The sequence below is a fragment of the Kribbella sp. NPDC048915 genome, from assembly GCF_040649595.1.
GTDB lineage: Bacteria > Actinomycetota > Actinomycetes > Propionibacteriales > Kribbellaceae > Kribbella.
On the sequence record NZ_JBEZFT010000034.1, the window covers coordinates 29701 to 48608 of the forward strand.

General features: G+C 68.6%; 17 protein-coding genes. 4 read left to right on the plus strand and 13 right to left on the minus strand.

The window, feature by feature from the left end; all coding sequences use genetic code 11:
* Positions 1–116 precede the first annotated feature (116 nt).
* Complete coding sequence (locus AB0B82_RS19025) at positions 117–1178, minus strand: FAD-dependent monooxygenase (RefSeq protein WP_360169663.1); 1062 nt, start codon at positions 1176–1178, stop codon at positions 117–119.
* Positions 1179–1231: 53 nt separating this feature from the next.
* On the opposite strand from AB0B82_RS19025, the gene AB0B82_RS19030 reads away from it, so the two are divergent.
* Entirely contained in the window at positions 1232–1840 is a 609-nt protein-coding gene (locus tag AB0B82_RS19030; protein WP_360169666.1) for a TetR family transcriptional regulator C-terminal domain-containing protein, read from the plus strand.
* Here AB0B82_RS19030 and AB0B82_RS19035 read toward each other — a convergent pair.
* From AB0B82_RS19035 to purD, 10 genes are all read right to left on the minus strand, one after another.
* Positions 1824–2246 (minus strand): hypothetical protein, encoded by a 423-nt coding sequence (locus AB0B82_RS19035; protein WP_360169669.1) that lies wholly within the window; start codon positions 2244–2246, stop codon positions 1824–1826. The two genes, AB0B82_RS19030 and AB0B82_RS19035, sit on opposite strands and share 17 nt — an antisense overlap.
* Positions 2247–3542: 1296 nt before the next feature.
* Positions 3543–5504 (minus strand): glycosyltransferase family 39 protein, encoded by a 1962-nt coding sequence (locus AB0B82_RS19040; protein WP_360169672.1) that lies wholly within the window; start codon positions 5502–5504, stop codon positions 3543–3545.
* A gap of 1 nt (position 5505) precedes the next feature.
* On the minus strand, positions 5506–6726 hold the full coding sequence (locus AB0B82_RS19045) for a bifunctional glycosyltransferase family 2/GtrA family protein (RefSeq protein WP_360169675.1): 1221 nt from the start codon (positions 6724–6726) through the stop codon (positions 5506–5508).
* A 75-nt stretch (positions 6727–6801) separates the two neighbouring features.
* The gene (locus AB0B82_RS19050; protein WP_360169678.1) at positions 6802–7194 is read right to left on the minus strand and encodes a hypothetical protein; all 393 of its coding nucleotides are present in this window, start codon (positions 7192–7194) and stop codon (positions 6802–6804) included.
* 1 nt (position 7195) lies between these two features.
* Positions 7196–7552 (minus strand): hypothetical protein, encoded by a 357-nt coding sequence (locus AB0B82_RS19055; RefSeq protein WP_360169681.1) that lies wholly within the window; start codon positions 7550–7552, stop codon positions 7196–7198.
* Positions 7553–7555: 3 nt separating this feature from the next.
* Complete coding sequence (gene purB, locus AB0B82_RS19060; RefSeq protein WP_360169684.1) at positions 7556–8992, minus strand: adenylosuccinate lyase; 1437 nt, start codon at positions 8990–8992, stop codon at positions 7556–7558.
* 15 nt (positions 8993–9007) lie between these two features.
* Positions 9008–9631 carry a hypothetical protein gene (locus AB0B82_RS19065; RefSeq protein WP_360169687.1) on the minus strand — a complete coding sequence of 208 codons (624 nt, stop codon included), beginning with the start codon at positions 9629–9631 and terminating at the stop codon, positions 9008–9010.
* Positions 9624–10112: a SigE family RNA polymerase sigma factor gene (locus AB0B82_RS19070; RefSeq protein WP_360169690.1), complete on the minus strand. Its 489-nt coding sequence runs from the start codon at positions 10110–10112 to the stop codon at positions 9624–9626. The genes AB0B82_RS19065 and AB0B82_RS19070 overlap by 8 nt, the downstream gene beginning before the upstream one ends.
* A 48-nt stretch (positions 10113–10160) precedes the next feature.
* A complete protein-coding gene (locus AB0B82_RS19075; RefSeq protein WP_360169693.1) occupies positions 10161–10565 on the minus strand; it encodes a glutaredoxin domain-containing protein in 405 nt (134 codons plus the stop codon).
* A 56-nt stretch (positions 10566–10621) separates the two neighbouring features.
* Positions 10622–11899: a phosphoribosylamine--glycine ligase gene (gene purD, locus AB0B82_RS19080; RefSeq protein ID WP_360169696.1), complete on the minus strand. Its 1278-nt coding sequence runs from the start codon at positions 11897–11899 to the stop codon at positions 10622–10624.
* A gap of 96 nt (positions 11900–11995) precedes the next feature.
* On the opposite strand from purD, the gene AB0B82_RS19085 reads away from it, so the two are divergent.
* From AB0B82_RS19085 to AB0B82_RS19095, 3 genes are read left to right on the plus strand one after another with little or no spacing between them, the layout of a single operon-like run.
* On the plus strand, positions 11996–12961 hold the full coding sequence (locus AB0B82_RS19085) for a sugar ABC transporter permease (RefSeq protein WP_360169699.1): 966 nt from the start codon (positions 11996–11998) through the stop codon (positions 12959–12961).
* A complete protein-coding gene (locus tag AB0B82_RS19090; protein WP_360169702.1) occupies positions 12958–13800 on the plus strand; it encodes a carbohydrate ABC transporter permease in 843 nt (280 codons plus the stop codon). The genes AB0B82_RS19085 and AB0B82_RS19090 overlap by 4 nt, the downstream gene beginning before the upstream one ends.
* Positions 13801–13815: 15 nt before the next feature.
* Complete coding sequence (locus AB0B82_RS19095; RefSeq protein ID WP_360169705.1) at positions 13816–15219, plus strand: ABC transporter substrate-binding protein; 1404 nt, start codon at positions 13816–13818, stop codon at positions 15217–15219.
* 746 nt (positions 15220–15965) lie between these two features.
* On the opposite strand, the gene AB0B82_RS19100 is transcribed toward AB0B82_RS19095, so the two are convergent.
* Positions 15966–17192 (minus strand): hypothetical protein, encoded by a 1227-nt coding sequence (locus AB0B82_RS19100; RefSeq protein ID WP_360169708.1) that lies wholly within the window; start codon positions 17190–17192, stop codon positions 15966–15968.
* A gap of 96 nt (positions 17193–17288) precedes the next feature.
* Positions 17289–18854 carry a serine/threonine-protein kinase gene (locus tag AB0B82_RS19105; RefSeq protein ID WP_360169711.1) on the minus strand — a complete coding sequence of 522 codons (1566 nt, stop codon included), beginning with the start codon at positions 18852–18854 and terminating at the stop codon, positions 17289–17291.
* Positions 18855–18908: the final 54 nt, after the last annotated feature.

Consider the following 18908-nt stretch of genomic DNA (forward strand, 5'->3'; position numbering starts at 1 on the left):
CGCGCTCTCCGGGCGGACGTGCACCACTCAGCAACCTCGCTCCCGGGGCCGGTACGGCGGTCGGCTGAGCGTGAACGTCCGTGTTCGGCGGACGTTGATGAGTGGTGGGCGTCCGCCTACGAGCGGCGCCTGAGCGCCGCGAGCTTGCCGCCGGCTGCGAACAGGGTGTCGCGAACCGTGCACAGCACCGGGTTCTCGGTCTGGGCGAGGCGGCCGAGGCTCCTGGAGCGCTTCACCAGCTTGGTCGTCGCGGGCCGCCGCTCCGCGTCGTACGCCGTAAGCCCAGTGGTCAGATCCGCGCCGCTGCTGAGGTGCCGTCGCAGCGCACCCGCGTCCTCGATCGCCGCGCAGGCGCCGCGCCCGAGGTTCGGCGTCATCGCGTGGGCCGCGTCGCCGAGCAGCGCGATCCGGCCCTGTCTGAACGGCATCAGCGGCAACGTCAGGTCACAGATGTCGTTCTGCAGCACCTTCTCGGTGGACTTGATCAGCTGCGGGATCGGGTCGTGCCAGCTCTCGAACACGGTCGGCTCGCTGGTCGTCCCGGCCGGCTGGTTCGCGGTGCCGTACCAGTAGAACCGCCCGTCGATCAGCCGCGCGAACCCGAACAGTTGCCCACGGCCCCAAGTTTCGCCGCCGCCGTCGTCGAGCTCCAGGTCGGCGATCCCACGGTAGGCAGTGAATCCGGAGTACCGCGGGCCCTCGTACTGCGGGTACAACGCGGTGCGGACCGCGCTCCGGATCCCGTCCGCGGCGACCAGGAGGTCGGCCCGCAGTTCGCCGTTGACCGTGACGTCGGTGGCGGTCTGCCTGACCGCGTGTACGTCGTACCCGGTGCGGACCGTCACCGCCGGGCCGAACTCGGCCGTGATCAGGTCGTGCAACTGCGCACGGTGGATCATCACCGGCAGCTCGAACCCGAGATCGGCCGCGCCGACCACCCAGCGGCCGTCGGGTCTGCGCATCCCAGCCGGCTTCGACCGCACCGAGACCTTCTCGACGCCCTTGACGCCGAGCTCCTCGAGCACGGCAACCGCCGACGGCCAGACCGAGATGCCGGCTCCCACCTCGCCCAGCTCCGCCGCGCGCTCCAGCACGGTGACCTGCCAGCCGCACCGTTGCAGCGCCACGCCAGCGGTCACCCCGCCGATCCCCGCTCCGACCACGATCGCCGTACCCATGCCTGCGACTCTACATCTGTAGAGTTTGCTTGGGAAGTGCGAGACTGTGCGCCGTGACGAAGCAAGCGCCGCGCGGGGTGGATCGGCAGGATGCGATCGCGGACGCCGCGATCCACCTGGTCGCGACCCGCGGGCTGCGCGGGCTCACCCATCGCGCGGTCGACGCCGAGGCCGGGCTGCCGCCGGGCTCCACGTCGTACTACCTTCGGACGCGGAGCGCGCTGCTCACCGCGTGCGTGAACCGGATGCTCGCCCGGGACGTCGCCGGGATGCCGCCGGGCGGACCTGGCTCCGACGCGTCCGGTTCGGCGGCGGTGGATCCGGTCGAGTTGATGGTGGCGATGACCGCCGGACTTGCGCGGGAACGGCCGGACGACCTGGTCGCGCGGTACGAACTCTCCCTCGAAGCGAGCCGTCAGCCGGAACTGCGCGCCGCGATCGACGAAGGCGGCCGGCAGCTCCGGCTGATGCTGGGACAGTTGCTGGCCAGTCTCGGCGTACCCGATCCGCAGACCGCGGCGTGGCCGGTCGCCGCGATGCTCGACGGGTTGCTGTACGACCGGGTCGCCGGCGTGGGGGCAACGCTTTCACCAGAAGCGTTCGAGGCCGGCGTACGACGCTCCGTGACCGCGCTGATCGCCGGACTCAGAGACGGTCCGTGACGGTCACGAAGGTGAAGTAGCAGACGCCGACCAGCATTCCCACGTGGCCGAGGACCGACAGGCCCGCGCCGGAACCCCAGGCGTCACTCTGCGCATCCTCCGAATGCCGGCCGCCGCTCGGCAACCAGCGGGCCAGAAGCAACAATCCGACGACGGTCAGCAACCACCAACCGGCCAGCATGATCAGCGCGATCTCCCGCCGACCGGTGGCCAGGGCAACGATCCAGCCGATGAGCGTGAGCACACCGACGACCGTGTGCAGGCGCAGCAAAATGGCGGAGTACCCGTGCCGCCCGGCCCCATGACCGGTGCCGTCGACAACAGTCCCACCGAGCCGCACCCGCGTGATCAACACGACGACCGCCCCGAGCGCGGTCAGAAACCAGGTGACATTCGACCATTCCACGCCCGCACCCTTACCCCGCCAACCCCCACCCCGAACCGCCCAATCCCTTGACACCCGTCCAGCCCACACCCCCACACCCCTACCCCCGCCTCACGGCGCCCAGCCACGTCCCGCTCGCGTCCCACCCACGCCGATCGCGCCCCGCCCCTGCCCGCGTCTTCCCCACTTTGTGCACCAGATCCGTACGCCAGCGGCCCAAAAGTACGGATCCGGTGCACAAAGTCGCCCCCACCCACACCTCGCGCGCGTCCCGCCCCGGCAGCACCCGCCTCCCGACCCACACCACGCGCGTCTCCCCGCGGCCGGCATCTTCACCACTTTGTGCACCAGATCCGTACGCCAGCGGCCCAAAAGTACGGATCCGGTGCACAAAGTCGCCCCGACCCACGCCTCGCGCGCGTCCCGCACCGGCAGCACCCGCGACCCGACCCACGCCACGCGCGTCTCCCCGCGGCCGGCATCTTCACCACTTTGTGCACCAGATCCGTATGCCGGCGGCCGAAAAGTACGGATCTGGTGCACAAAGTCGTCTCGGCCGACTCAGGACCCTAGGTTCAACTCGTTCGCGTCTGGCCTTGGTTGCCTTGGTTCGGAGCGGTGCCCTGGCCAGGGTCCGTTCCCTGGTTCGGGTCGGCTCCCTGGTTCGGGTCGGCTCCCTGGTTCGGGTCGGCTCCCTGGTTGGGTTGGGTTCCCTGGCCGGGCTGGCTGTTTTGGTTGGGGTCGTTGCCCTGCCACCCCTGGTTCGCGCCGGGTCCGGTGCCCTGGGGGAAGCCGCCACGGAGTCCGCCGCCCGGGCCGCCGAACTGACTTTGCTGGTCGCCTGTCCCGTCCCAGGAATGCCCGACCGCCATACCACCGAGAAACGCGAGCACCGCGAGCACCGACCCGGCTCCCGCAAGCATCAGGTTGCTTGGCCGCCTCCCGCTCCCGGCAGGCGAACCACTCACCGGCGCCTCCTCGTGAACCCCACCAGCTTGCTGGGCCGATGCCGCGGGGGTACCTGCCCCGGTCGGCTGCCCAACCGGCGGCGTGCCTGGAGCCGTGAGGATCACGGGCGCCTCGTGGGGTGGTTGGGTGGGTGCGGGCTGGGCGGCTGCGGGCGAGGTTGGTGTGGCAGAGCCCGGCGCCGGGATCGGCGGCTGGTTCGCGGTCGGCGCAGGGCTCGCGGTCGGCACTCGGTCCGCGGTCGGCGCAGGGCTCACGGTCGGCACCGGGTTCGCGGTCGGCGACTGGTTCGCGTTCGGCACTGGGTCCGGGTTCGGCACCGGGTTCGGGTTCGGGTTCTGGGTGGTCATGTCAGGCTCCTGGCTGGGTGAGGTCGTAGATGGTGGTGTTGCCGATGGTTCGGGACTGGAAGGTTTCGGTGACCCAGGTGGTGATTTCGTTGGTGGTTCCGCCGCGGCCGCCCATCATTCGGCCGCCGGTGTCGGCGACGAAGTAGTGGATCTTGTTCTGGGCAACCAACTGCTGGAACTCGGCCAGTGACGGTGCGGGATCCGTACCGTTGAAGCCGCCGATCGCCATCACCGGTTCGCCAGAGGCGATCTGCAGCGGTGCGGCGCCGTTCGCGGTGACCGCCGCGGCGGCCCAGGTGTACCCCTGTGCCCCGTCCTGCAGCAGCGCCACCAGTTCGCTCGACACGCCACTGATCCCGCCACCACCAAGGAATCCACCACCAACGGCACCACCACCGGCGAAGCCGCGCTGCCCGGCAGGCCCACTCCGATCGTCGCCGAACACAACCCGCCCGCCCATCCCGGGCCGACCGGAAGCGACCGGCCCGGCGGACGGCAGCGCCCCCGCATGCGCCGCGCTGATGGTCGAGAGCGAGTACGCCGTTGGCCCGGCCAACGCACTGACCGCAAGCAGGGTCGCCACAACCACCCCTGCCTGCCGAACCGCCGTACGCCGCAATCCCAAGTCGGGAAGCACCATCAACCCACCTGCGGCGGCGATGCCGGTGAACAGAACCACCCACCGCAACCACGGCTGCCATTCCGGCGTCTGACGAAGTAACGCGAAGCTCCATCCCGCCGTGAGCAACGCCCCGCCGGCAAGCGTTGCCCGCGGCAACCACTCCGAGCGTCGCGGCCACAGTACCGACACCGCCGCACCGACAACCGCAGCGATCGCCGGCGCCAGCGCCACCATGTAGTAGCTGTGGATGATCCCCTGCATGTAGCTGAACACCAGCCCGGTCACCACCAGCCAGCCACCCCACAACAGCGCGAACGCACGCCGCCGATCGGTCCGCGGCGCCCTACCTGAAGAAGCGACCAGTACGGCGACACTCAGCAGCGCAGCCGGCAACAACCAGGTGATCTGCGCGGCGAACTCGCCACCGAACAGCCGCTGCAATCCGGCCTCCCCGCCCCACCCGGGATTGCCGACACCGCCGCCGACCGATCCGGTCTCGTTGCCGTTCAGCCGTCCGAGGCCGTTGTAGCCCAACGTCAGTTCGAGAATGCTGTTCGTCGACGACCCGCCGATGTACGGCCGCGCCGACGCCGGCATCAGCTCGACGATCGCGATCCACCACCCGGCACTGACCACCAGCGAAACCGTCGCCAGCACCAGATGCACCAATCGCTTCCCGAGCCGCGCCTGTCCGGCCACCAGATAGGCCAGACCGAACGCGGGCAGCACCAAGAACGCCTGCAACATCTTCGCCAGGAATCCGAACCCGACCAGCGCACCGGCCAGCAGCATCCACCGCGCCGCACGGGCAGGAGAGTCGATCGCCCGCGTCACCGCCCACGCCCCTGCGCAGAGCAGCAGGATCAGCAACGCATCCGGGTTGTTGAAGCGGAACATCAGCACGGCGACCGGCGTCAGCGCCAGAATCGTTCCGGCCAGCAACGCCGCATGCGCGGAGAACCATCGCCGTACGGCGGCGTACACGAATCCGACGCTCGCGACGCCCATCAGCGCCTCCGGGACGAGCATGCTCCAGCTGTTGAAGCCGAAGATGCGCCCGGACAGACCCATCACCCACAGCGCTGCGGGCGTCTTGTCGACGGTGATGAAGCTCGACGAGTCGAGTGCCCCGAAGAACCAGGCCTTCCAGCTCGTCGATCCGGCCTGCACGGCGGCCGCGTAGTACTCATTCGCATAGCCGTTCTTGGACAGCCCCCACAGGTACGCGATCGCGGTCAGCGCGAGCAGGCCGACGTACAGGATCTTGTCCCGCCCGAACGTGTACGTCGTCGCGAGCGCGTGCGACCGTGGTGCGTCGAGGGGATCGGAAAGGGTCGTCATCTCAAGTGCTCCGCGGCTGGTCGAGAGCCGCCGGGGGCTCGAAGGCAGGCAGTGTGGGTGCCTCGTCGTCGAAGACCCAGGTGGAGAAGAGGCTGAAGCGGACCACCGTGGCGGCCAGGTTCGCGATGGTGAGGACGGTGATCTCGACGGCCTGGCGCGGAGCCAGGAGCGCGGTGTGCAGCAACCACAGCGACGCCGCGGTGAGGCTCCAGCCGATCCCGAACGTCGCCAGGCCGCGCAACTGATGCCGCCAGCGACCCTCGGCCCCGCGGACTCCGAACGTGACGCGCCGGTTGAGCGCCGTGTTGCCGACAGCGGTCGCCAGCAACGCGAGCACGTTCGCCACCTGAGCCGGCATCCCCTGCCGGAGGACGAGATAGAGCAGCGCGTACGCCGCTGTACTCAGCACACCCACCGCACAAAACCGCAGTACTCGCGCAGCCAAAGCGGTCCGCGGATCGAGTACGCGCGGCCGGCCGTACCTCGCCCGGACCGGCTCGAGATCGGTACGGCTGCGCATCAACCGCGCGATCCCGCGCAGGTCCTCGCCGACCGTCTTCGCGATCGCGACCCGCGAGTCCAGGTCGTCGACCCAGTCCACCGGGACTTCGTGGATCCGCAGCCCGGCCCGTTCGGCAAGCACCAGCAGCTCGGTGTCGAAGAACCAGCTCGTGTCCTCCACCAGCGGCAACAGCTCCCGCGCCACATCGCCCCGGATCGCCTTGAAACCGCATTGCGCGTCGGAGAAATGGGTGCTCAAGGTTGCGCGCAGCAACAGGTTGTACGAGCGCGAGATCAGCTCCCGTTTCGGTCGCCGAACCACCCGCGAGCTGTTCGCCAATCGGGTGCCGATGGCAACGTCACTGTGGCCGGCCAACAATGGTGCGACCAACGGCAGCAGGGCGTTCAGGTTTGTCGACAGGTCGACGTCCATGTAGGCGAGCACGTCGGCGGTACTCGCGCACCAGACCTGCTTCAGCGCCCGCCCGCGCCCAGCCTTGGCGATCCGGACCACCCGGACGCCGGGCAGCTCCGTCGCGAGCAGTACGCCGATCTCATAGGTCGCGTCCGTACTGCCGTTGTCGGCGATGCAAACCTCGGCCGGGAACGGGAACCTGGTGTCGAGGAACTCCCGCAGTCGCTTGATGTTCGGCCCGAGGTCGCGCTCCTCGTTCTTGACGGGTACGACGATCTCGACCCGTGGCTGACCTGGAATCTGCATGCCACCGATGCTGTCCGGGCAACCTGAAGTCGCCCCGGCCCGCGGCTGGCAATTCCCTGGGAGTCGCCGCGGGAATCAGCGCGTGCGACGCAACCAGAGCAGACCGAGCACCGGAAGCGCCAGCGGCACGAAGCCGTACCCCTGCCCGAAATGCGACCACACAGTCGCATCCGGAAAGTCCTCCGGTACGGCGTAACTGAACGCACCGATCGCCAGCACCCCGACCAGCTCGACCACGATCGCGCCGGTGGCGACCTTCCGCGACAGCACCGTCGCCCTCGCCAGCGCGTACGTCGCCGCGCAGTAGATGATCGCGGCAACGGCCGACAACAGGTATGCGATCGGCGCCTCGTCGAACTTCGTCGCGATCTGTACGCCGGCGCGCGCGGTCGCCGCCAGCGCGAACACGCCGTACACCGCGATCAGGATCCGGCCGGGCCCGTGTTTCGTGGCCGCGGGATCGGTCATCTCAGACCGTCCACAGGTCGTGCATCCGCAGTTCGAGGATCGGAATCACCACGCAGGCGATCGCCAGCGCGCCGGCACCCCACCGGCTGGCTTCGGCCAGCGCCCAGAACGCACCGATCGGCAACACGATCAGCGCCCCGATCAGGTAGCCGATGAAGAACGGCCCCGAGACGTCCCGATCGGTGCCGGACAGCTGCACGATTCCGACGATGAGCTGCGCGATCAGCCCGAGCTCGACGACACCGAGGACGCCCAGCACGGTCCAGTCGATCCGCTTGTTCCGCGCGGCCAGGACGACGGAGTACACCGCCGCGGCCAGCGACAGCGCGACAATGGCCCAGGTCAGTGGTGCGAACACGGATCAGAGGATGTCAGCCGGGCTGTAGGCGGCCGCGTCCGGGTACCGCTTGGCGAGCTCGTCGATCTTGGCGACGACTGCACCGACCTGGGCGACGGCCGCACCGGTGAAGGACAGCGGCTCGCCGACGATGCCGACGATCTGGTCCTCGGACAGGCCGAGGCGCGCGTCGTCACCGAGGCGGCGGAACAGGTCGTTGGCCGCGAGCCCCTTGCGCAGGTCGAGCGCGGTGGCGACCGCGTGCTCCTTGATCACCTCGTGCGCGGTCTCCCGGCCGACGCCGTTCTTGACCGCGGCCATCAGCACCTTGGTGGTGGTCAGGAACGGCAGGTACCGCTCGAGCTCGCGCGCCACGACGGCCGGGTACACCCCGAACTCGTCCAGCACGGTCAGGAACGTCTCGAACAGTCCGTCCAGCGCGAAGAACGCGTCCGGCAGCGCGACCCGCCGTACGACGGAACAGAAGACGTCGCCCTCGTTCCACTGGTTGCCGGCCAACTCGCCGGCCATCGACGCGTACCCGCGCAGGATCACCGCGAGACCGTTCACCCGCTCGCAGGACCGGGTGTTCATCTTGTGCGGCATCGCGGACGAGCCGACCTGGCCCTCCTTGAAGCCTTCGGTGACCAGCTCGTGCCCGGCCATCAGCCGGATCGTGGTCGCCAGGCTGGACGGGCCCGCGGCGAGCTGCACCAGCGCGGACACGACCTCGTAGTCGAGCGACCGCGGGTATACCTGGCCGACGCTGGTCAGCGTGTGGGTGAACCCGAGGAGCTGCGCGACCTCCCGCTCCAGCTCCTCCAGCTTGGCCGGATCGCCGCCGAACAGGTCCAGCATGTCCTGCGACGTCCCGACCGGTCCCTTGATGCCGCGCAGCGGGTACCGCTCGATCAGCTCCTCGATCCGCGCGACCGCGACCAGCAACTCGTCGGCCGCCGAGGCGAACCGCTTGCCGAGCGTCGTCGCCTGCGCCGCCACGTTGTGCGAGCGGCCGGTCAGCACCAGCGTCGCGTGGTCGGCCGCGAGCTGACCGAGCCGGACAGCGGTGGCCACCGCACGGTCGCGGACCAGCTCCAGGCCGGCGCGGATCTGGAGCTGCTCCACGTTCTCGGTCAGGTCACGACTCGTCATCCCCTTGTGGATGTGTTCGTGCCCGGCGAGCGCGCTGAACTCCTCGATCCGCGCCTTCACGTCGTGCCGCGTGACCCGCTCACGCTCGGCGATCGAGGCCAGGTCGACCTGGTCGATCACTCGCTCGTAGTCCTCGACGACGCCGTCCGGAACCGCCACCCCGAGCCGGCGCTGGGCCGCGAGCACGGCGACCCAGAGCTTCCGCTCGAGCACGATCTTGTGCTCCGGCGACCACAGCTCCGCCATCGACCGACTGGCGTAGCGGGCGGCAAGAACGTTGGGGATCCGGGGCTTCGTCACGGGCCCCATTCTCCCAGACGGCTGTTACTTGACCGTCACCAGACCGCACAGCGGCGCACCGGACAGCGTGCACACCCGGTACGACCCGCTCGGCAGCCCCTTCGGCATGGCCAGCGTGTACGGACCCGGGCCGCTGTACGACGGTGCCTCCATGCCGAACTCACCGGTCATCCGCACCGCGTACGGCGTGGTGGGGTCACCGGGGATCTTCGCGACCAGCGTGTACAGCGCGACGTCCGGCTTGGACGCCGACGCCAGCGAGAACGTCGCCGCCCGGACCTGCTTGTCCGGGAAGGTGGCAACGAACTGGCTGCCGGCCTTGGTCACCGTCGCTGTCAGCCCCAGCGCGCCTGCCTTCGGGAGCGCCTGCGCGGTCGGGATCGCCTCGACCTTCGGCGGCGCGACCGCGTTCGTCGGCACCGGGCTCCCGGCCGCCGGCGCGTCGCCGGAGGCGGGCAGCAGCGTGGGGACGACCGCGACGGCGCCGACCACCGCGGCCGCACCGATCACGGTCAGGCCAGCGGTCCGGCGGCGCTTGCGGGTCCGGGCAGTGGTCAGGACGGAGTCGAAGTCTCCACCTGCCTCGGCGGCCCGGCGGTCGGCCAGCGCCCGCAGGTCCTCCTGCAGATCGTGCTCGAGATCAGGCATGCTCGTCACTCCTCAACAGCTTTGACTCGGACAGGGCGTCCCGGGCGCGGGACAGGCGCGACTTGACCGTGCCTTCCGCGATCCCGAGGGTGTCGGCCACCTGAGCCACGCTCAGGTCACAGACGTAATGGAGGACGACGACCTGCCGGGTCGGCATCGGCAGACCGGCGAGGGCCCGCTCGAGGTCACCCGAAAACCCTTCGGCCGGATCCGGGACGTGCCCGGCCGGCATCTGGTGGAACAGCTTCGCGAACCGATTGCCGTCGCGGTGCCGGTTGGCGGCCAGCCGCACCGCGACCAGCCGGACCCAGGCCTCGGGAGCCTCGTACCGCGAGACCTTCGCCCAGCGGGGCACCAGCCGGACGAACGCCTCCTGGACGATGTCCTCGGCCTCGGCCCGTGACCCGGTCAGCAGCGCGATGACGCCCACCAGCCGCGGCTGGTGGGCGCTGTAGAACTCGCGCAGCCCGTCCGTCTCCATACCCAACTACACCCCTGAGCCGCCGGTCCGGTTCCCTCGAGTTTCAACTCATTTCGACTGCCCGGTCAAACGAGCGCGGACCCAGTGCGGATCCGGGTTGACCCGACTCTCACCGTCCATGACCACGGTCGGCACCGTCTCGTTCCCGTCCGCAACGGCCCGGACGGCGGCCGCCGCCTCGGGATCGGCCCAGATGTTCACCCAGGACGCCCGGCCCGCCGTACCGAACAGCACGAACCGCAGCCGGAGGCAGAACTGACACCCCGGTCGCCAGTAAACGATCGGTTTCCCCGCCCGCGCTGCCACTGCGGCCGTGACCGAACGCGGAAACACCAGCGGCGAGAACACCGCCGCCAGCACGGCGAACAGCGCCAACTGCAGTACGGCGCCTACCGGAGACCCGCCCGACCAGCTGACCACGGCCAGCACCACGCCGACGACCAGCACAACCACCCCGGTCCCCCATATCCGCACCACCCCCTCATCAAACCAGAGGCGTGCGGTCGGGCTCAGAGGGTGATCTCGCCGCGTTCGGCTTTGAGGGCGATGTCGGTGCGGTGCTGGGAGCCCTTGATACGGATCTGGCTGACGGCGGCATACGCCCGCTGCCGGGCCTCGGCGAGGTCCTTGCCGACCGCGCTGACCGCGAGGACACGCCCGCCGGCCGTCACCAGCTGGTCGCCGTCCAGCGCCGTACCGGCGTGGAAGACGCGAACCTTGTCGTTCTCGGCCTGCTCGATGCCGGTGATGACATCGCCCTTGCGCGGGTTCGCCGGGTACTTCTTCGCCGCCACCACGACCGTGACAGCCGAGGCGTTGCGCCAGCTGAGTGCGCCGTGATCGGCGAGCTTGCCGTTCGCGGCGGCGTACAGCAGGCCGCCGAGCGGGGTCTTCAGCATCGGCAGCAGCGACTGCGTCTCCGGGTCGCCGAAACGGCAGTTGAACTCGATCACCCGGACCCCGCGGGACGTCAGCGCGAGCCCGGCGTACACCAGCCCGACGAACGGCGTACCACGGTGGCGCAGTTCGTCGACGGTCGGCTGGATCACCTTCTCCATGATTTCGTCGACGAGATCGTCCGGCGCCCACGGCAGCGGCGTGTAGGCGCCCATCCCGCCGGTGTTCGGGCCCTCGTCGTTGTCGCCGAGGCGCTTGAAGTCCTGTGCCGGCTGCATCGGGAGCACCGTCGTGCCGTCGGAGATCGCGAACAGCGAGACCTCGGGCCCGTCGAGGAACTCCTCGATCAGTACCTGGTCGCACTCGGCCGCGTGCGCGAGCGCCGCCTCCCGGTCCGACGTCACCACGACACCCTTGCCCGCGGCGAGCCCGTCGTCCTTCACGACGTACGGCGGACCGAATGCATCGATCGCGGTCGCCGCCTCCTCGGCCGTCGTACACACGTACGCGCGCCCGGTAGGCACGCCCGCGGCGGCCATCACGTCCTTCGCGAACGCCTTGGAGCCTTCGAGCTGCGCCGCCTCGCGGGACGGGCCGAACACCGGGATCCCGGCGTCGCGCAGCGGGTCGGCCAGGCCGGCCACCAGCGGCGCCTCCGGTCCGACGACCACCAGGTCGACGTCCAGCTCCCGCGCCAGCGCGACCACGGCGTCGTGATCGGAAACGTCCACCGAACGGCAAACGACCGTTTGCCCGTCGTACGCCGGACGCAACGCGGCAATGCCAGGGTTACCCGGTGCCGCCACCACCTGCTCGACCTCCGGATCCTGGGTCAGCGCCCAGGTCAGAGCGTGTTCGCGGCCACCCGAGCCGATCACCAAGACCTTCACGGGCGATCAGCCTAGGCCATCCGCCGTGATCCTGCGCGAGCCCTCGCCATCGCGGCCCTTGGCGGTGTAAGACTGCGCACCACTGGAGGTAAACGATTGACTACAACAAGCGCACCCCCGGGTGCTCGTCGCCCGGCCCCGGCGGGTGATCCCCGCCGCACGATCCCGGCTGCTCGCCGCCGCCCCACCCCGGCGTCGCTGCTGTCCTGGCTGATGCTCGTGCCGTGCCTCGTGGTGTTCGCCCTGTTCATCATCTGGCCGCTCGGCAAGTCCGTCTCGCTGTCGCTGCACGGCTCCGACCTGTTCGGCCGGCCGGACGCGTACGTCGGGTTACAGCATTACCGCGACATGCTCGGGTCGCCCGAGTTCCGGCACATCCTCTGGGTGACGTTCGCGTTCGTCCTGCTCACGGTCATCCCCGGCGTGCTCGGCGCGTTGTTCGTCGTCCTGCTGCTCGAGCAGCACATCCGCGGCATCCGGATCTTCCGGACCGCGTTCGCGCTGCCGTTCGCGTTCTCGGTCGCCAGCGCGTCGGTCATCTTCGCCACCATCTACAACCCGGCCATCGGGCTCGCGAACGGTCTGCTCGGCCGGTTCGGCGTCGACCGGATCGGGTGGCTGACCGACCCCTCGTGGGCGCTGATCAGCGTCGCGATCACCACGGTGTGGATGAGCATCGGGTACAACGTGCTGGTCCTGTCCGCGGGCATCGGCGCGATCCCGACCGAGATCAACGAGGCGGCCACGCTCGACGGCGCCGGCGGTTTCCGGCTGTCGCGGTACATCACGATCCCGCTGCTCGGCCCGCAACTGTTCTTCCTGATCGTGATCTCGACGATCCAGTCGCTGCAGGGCTTCGGTCAGATCAAGATCCTCACCCCCGAGGGCGGCCCGGAGCAGTCGACGAAGACGCTCGTCTACTCCATCTACCACACCGCGTTCGCGAACAACGCCAGTGACTTCGGCGCCGCGTCCGCGCAGGCCATCGTGCTGCTGGTGATCCTGCTCGCCTGTACGGCGATCCAGTTCGGCGTCCTGGAAAGGCGGGTGCACTACAAGTGAGGCCGGGTCGCATCATCACCTACGTCGTCCTCGTCGGAGCCGCCCTGCTGGTGGTCTTCCCGGTGTACTACGTGATCGCCGGGTCGTTCATGTCGCCCGGGCAGATCTCGTCGTACCCGCCGGACCTGTTCCCGCGCGGTCTGTTCACCGGCAACTACCAGGGCGCCACGTCGTCCGGTACGCCGATCGGGCAGCAGTACCTGAACTCGATCCTGCAGACGTCGATCATCACGCTCTCGCAGCTGATCACCAGCGTGCTCGCGGCGTACGCGTTCGTGTTCATGAAGATGTGGGGACGCACTGTGCTGTTCGGGCTCTTCCTGGCCACGCTGATGGTCCCGTGGGAGTCGATCGTGCTGCCGAACTACCTGACCATCACCGGCTGGTCGTTCGGCGGTGAGCGACTGACCGCGACGTACGCCGGCACCATGATCGCTCTGGTGCTGCCGTTCCTCGCGAACGCGTTCGGGGTGTTCCTGCTCCGGCAGTCGTTCCTGCAGTTCCCGCTGGAGCTGCGCGACGCGGCCACCATCGACGGCTGCGGGCACTGGCGGTTCCTGCGCCGCATCCTGCTGCCGCTGAACAAGCCCGCGCTGGCCGCGGTCGGGCTGTACGTCTTCCTGTCCGCGTGGAACCAGTTCTTCTGGCCGTTGCTGATCGGCGACACGGCGTCTCGCCGTACCTTGCAGATCGGCATCAGCCAACTCAACGACGCGGAGGCCGCCGACCCGGGACTGATCCTGGCCGGCGTCACCCTGTCCATCCTGCCCACGCTGGCCATCGTGATCTTCGGCCAGCGCTTCATCGTCCGCGGGCTGACCGCGGGTGCGATTCGCTGAGAAAGGTTGGTTCTGATGAGATCCCTCCGACGTACGGCGGGCGCGGCCTCGCTGCTGGCTGCGCTGGCTCTGGTCGCGGCCGGCTGCGGTGGCAGCTCCGACTCCGGCGAGTCCGGCAGCGGAGCCCTCGACGCACCGGACGCGAGCGCGCTCGACAACGCCAGCGGGGTCACCAAGGTGACCTTCTGGCACGGCATGAAAGGCGCGAACGGCGCCGCCGTCGACAAGCTGGTGAAGGCCTTCAACGCCGAGAACTCCGGCAAGATCGAGGTCACCGCGGTCTACCAGGGCGACTACGACGACACCATCACCAAGTACAAGACGTCGGTGCAGCAGGGCAACACACCCTCGGTCGTCCAGATCTACGACATCGGCTCGCGGTTCATGATCGACTCCAAGCAGATCGTGCCGGTGCAGAAGTTCGCCGACAAGGACGGCTACTCGCTGGACTCGATCGAGCCGAACATCGCGAACTACTACTCCATTGATGGCCAGCTGAACTCGATGCCGTTCAACACCTCGATGCCGTTGCTGTACATCAACAAGGAAGCCTTCGAGAAGGCCGGCCTCGACCCGAACAAGCCGCCGTCGAACCTCGACGAGATCATGGCCGCGGCGAAGAAGCTCACCGTGAAGCAGGGCGGGAAGACCGTCCAGTACGGTTTCAACGCGGCGATCTACGGGTGGTTCGTCGAGCAGCTCATCGCCCAGTCCGGGACGACGTACTGCGACAACGAGAACGGCCGCAAGGACCTCGCGACCAAGGTCAACTTCGCCGACGAGCAGGGCGTCAAGATCGCGACCTGGTACCAGGACATGGTCAAGCAGGGCCTGATGCCGAACACCGGCAAGAAGACCGACGACGCACAGGCCGTGTTCAAGTCCGGTACGTCGGCGATGCACCTGGAGTCGACCGGTTCGCTGCGCGGCTACCTCGACGCCGCCAAGGGCAAGTTCACCGTGGTGACCGCGCCCTTCCCGAAGCTGACCGCCGCCGACACCGGCGGCCCGATCATCGGCGGCGCCTCGCTGTGGATCAACGGCTCAGGTCACTCCGACGCCGAGAAGCGCGCCTCCTGGGAGTTCGTGAAGTTCGCGTCGTCGCCGAAGCAGCAGGCGCTGTGGCACACCGGCACCGGCTACTTCCCGATCAACTCCAAGGCGCTCGACGAGCCCGAGGACAAGGCGTGGGTGGCGCAGTACCCGCAGTTCACCACCGCGATCACCCAGCTCCACAACACCAAGCCGACCAACGCCTCCTCCGGCTGCATCCTCGGCGTCATGCCGCAGGCCCGCAAGGCCGCTGAGGACGGCCTCGAGAAAGCCGTCCTCGGCACCGACCCGGCCCAAGCCATGAAGGCCGCCGCCGACTCCATCAAGCCCCAGATCGACCAGTACAACAAGACCGTCAAGAAGTAATTGGCGTACCGCGGCCGCCCGAAGACACCTTCTCCGGGCGGCCGCTTTGTCTGCCCACGCGTGCTCCGCAGGCGCCTACGTCGTCGCTCCGCGCACCCGCTCGGCGCGCTCCCACCCACCCCGGCCTGGCGCGGTCCATCTGTTCCCGGCTGACGCCGGGGCCTGTCGGCTGTCGCCGACGAACTGCGAGCTGGCGCTCGCGTGCGACTGACGGCCAGGCAGGCGATCCGCGACAGCCCCGACGTCATGGGCGCCACGCAGCTCGGACACAGAGATGGAGCTGACTACGGCAGGATGGCCCTATGCCGAACCGACCGTACGTAGTTCTCTCCGTCGCTGCCTCGATCGACGGCTATATCGGGCACGTCGAGAGTCCTTCCGGATGTCCAAGACCGACCTGCGCGCCAGGCCGATGTCCCACCACACCCGCGACACCATCGAGGCCCACCTCGCCGCCGTGATCGCAGCCCTCGCCGTCGCGCGCCACCTGCAAAACTGAACCGGCCTCAGCATCCGCAGGATCGTCCAGACACTACGACCCCTGCAGCAAATCACCGTTCGCATCACCGGCCACGAGCACTCCGCACGACCCGCTCACCCCCGCAGTCAAAGCGATCCTTCACGCCCTCGACATCGCCTCGGACTAACACACCCCAGTGGCACGAGTCAGGTCCTCCACCACGTCGGTCGGGGGTTCAGTACGTCGACGCGGTCCTGTGACCGGTTCACCCGGCGTGAACACGAGCTCAGACTTCCTCGTCCGGGTTCTCGTACTGGCCCGCAGTCACATCCTGACGCGCAGCCTCGTCCTGGTTGCGGCTCTCGTCCTTGCGGCGGCGGAAGGCCTGTCGGGTGATTCGGGTGGAGACCACTCCGGTGGCCGACTTTGCTCGATCGAGGGTTTCGTTGCTGAAGCGGCGCGCTGTGGCTACTCCGTCGGAGCCCGCTTCGAGCGCTTTGTCACGAACCTCCGTGGCAGCCTCCGACCAGCGACGAGCCGAGAGTGTCTGCGAGCCGGACTCGATTCCTAGCCGTTCGTGGAACTCGCCCACAGCGCCCACAACGTGGTTGCTCGACTGCACGATCTCCCGGGCCGACGCGGGGTGCAGCAGCACCTTGGCGTTGGCTGTACCGGCGGCCACATCCATCCGAGCCATGAGGTTTTCGGTGCTTTCGGCAATGAGCCCCAGCCGCTTGTTCCGCGCGACCCGGAGCGCCAGCCGATGGCGGTCCAGTTCCTCCGGAGCGGCTCCCAGAACGCGGTCGAGTTCGAGAATGGCGATCGCGTCCTGCAGCTGCAAACACCGAGCCAGCACAGCAAGCCACTCGCGCACCTGCGGCTCGACCTTCGTGACCGTCTTGGCAAGGTCCCCGATCTTGACCGCCCGCTCCGTCTTCTGAGCGAGCCCGTCGAGCTGACGCAGCGCGTACGCCTGGGTTTTCGCAATCGTCAACGTGGTGGCTTGCACCTTCGACCAGGTCACCTCCGAGACATTGCCGACCTGCTCCCGGATCGTCATGGCTTCCTCGATCACGAAGTCCACGCCGACCATGTCCGCCACCACCGAGTCCTTCTGCGCACGCAGTACGTCGTCGACCTTCTCGTCGATCGTGGCGAGATAGTCGGTGATCTCGTCCATCGCCTGCTGCATCGCCAACTGCGCCATGATGCCCGCAGCGCCGGCCAGCACCGCCGGGTTCGTCAGCAGAGCACCAGGCCCCCGCACGAACTGGACGAACCCCTTGATCTGCCCGCCACTCCCCTTGAGCACTCCAGTACTGAGCCCGGTGTCCGCGCTCTTCCTCAGGCCGAACTTATCGATGAGGTGCGCAGACTCCTTCGTCACCTTCAGCCAGCGCCCCGAGTTCGCGGCAACCTCCGACCCGGCCTGCGCAACCACAGCCCCGGTCCCCAGAACCGACTTCAGCCGAGGCAGCCTGAGGTCCTCGGTCTCCGTCAACCCCTCAGACACCAAGAACCTCCTGACAGCCTCCGGATCACCGATGACCGCCAGACCCTCCCCATCACCGACCAGCTGAACCTCGTCCTCCACCATCGCCCCCCTTGTCTATTGCGCGGATTCGCTCTGCAAGCGGCCCAGCAGGGCCGCGATCTCCACCGTCAGATCATCGTTCTCACCGAGACGAGCGTTCGCCTCCTGGGAGAGTTCGCGCAGCTCCTGCCGGGCCTGTCCATCCTGCCCCACGCCCAGCCGGAGCCGAACGAGACTCAATCTCAATTCCAGATACTCACGCCCCTGCGGATCGAGCCGCTCGTACGCACTGACGATCTCTTCGAGTTCGGTCAGCGCTCGAGCCGATTCGCCGAGGGCGATGCGGCACACTACCGCCTGGCGCCGGTAGTCCAGCGCCTCCTCGCTGTCGGGCCCGTCGAGTTTGGCCACCGTCGTGGCCAAGGCGTCGAACTCGGGCGCTGCCTTGCGGTAGTCGCCACCGAGGAACAGTGCCGCGGCACGCCTGATCCGCAGGTCGACCACCGCGCCGCTGTCACGACCGTACGCCGACACCGCGCCGGGCAGCACTTCGCTCAGCAAGTCGGTTGCCTGGGTGAACCGCTCCTCGCCGATCAAGGACTCCGCCTGGTCCAACACCTCTTCGAGCTCGGTGGCGCTGACGGCAGGGGCCGCCGGAACCATCGGCTCAGTCGGCACCGCCGATTCCGGCCGATAGACGGGTCGCGGACGCGGCGCTGCAGGGCGCCGATACGGGCGCGTCGGATCCGGTACGACGCCGGCGGGTTGCTCGCCGTCCGGCGTACTCCGGTCGATCGCCGGCAGCAGCGGAGCGAGCCGGTCGTACACCGCCCAGGCGTTCTCCGGGCGATCGCCGGGATGCTTGGCCAGGAGCTCGACCACGAGACGCTCGACTTCGGCGGGGATGTCGGGATCCAGCTCGCGGAGCGGTTGCGGGTCGTCCTCGAGATGCTGGTACATCAATGCGATCTCGTCGTCGGCGTCGAAGGCTCGGTGGCCGGTCAGCATCTCGTGCAGCAGACAGCCGAGGGCGTACAGATCGGTCTGCGGGGTGATCGGGAGGTTCCTGATCTGCTCCGGTGACATGTACGGCTTGGTGCCGACCACGCGGCCGGTCGAGGTCAGCTTCGTGACGTCGTTCCGCAGCAGTGCCGCGATCCCGAAGTCCAGCACCTTGACCACGCCGCCCTGGTCGATCATGACGTTTCCGGGCTTCAGGTCCCGATGGACGATCGGTACTGCATGGGCATAACTCAGCACTGAGCAGATCTGCGCGCCGACCGAGGCTGCCCACGGCACGGACAGCGGGCCCTGCTCGGCCAATACGTCCGACACGGACACGCCGTGGACCAGCTGCATGACGATGAAAAGCTGATCGGTCGACCCGTCGAACGCCGCGTCGAACACAGCCGGTACGCCGGGATGCTCGACCTTCGCCGTCACCCTGGCCTCGCGCCGGAACCGCCCGACCAGCTCTTCGCGATCCTCGTCCGACACGATGGCCTGAGGACGAATCAGCTTGACCGCGATGTCGCGGTCGAGCACGGTGTCGTACCCCCGCCACACCTCGCCCATCCCGCCGTGCTTGAGCGGCGCGGTCAACTCGTACCGGCCGGCGATGACCCTCGACTGCTCAGCCACGCCTCTCCTCCCCCAGATCCCACCGAACTGTCCGCGCGTCGCCCATGCGCCCGG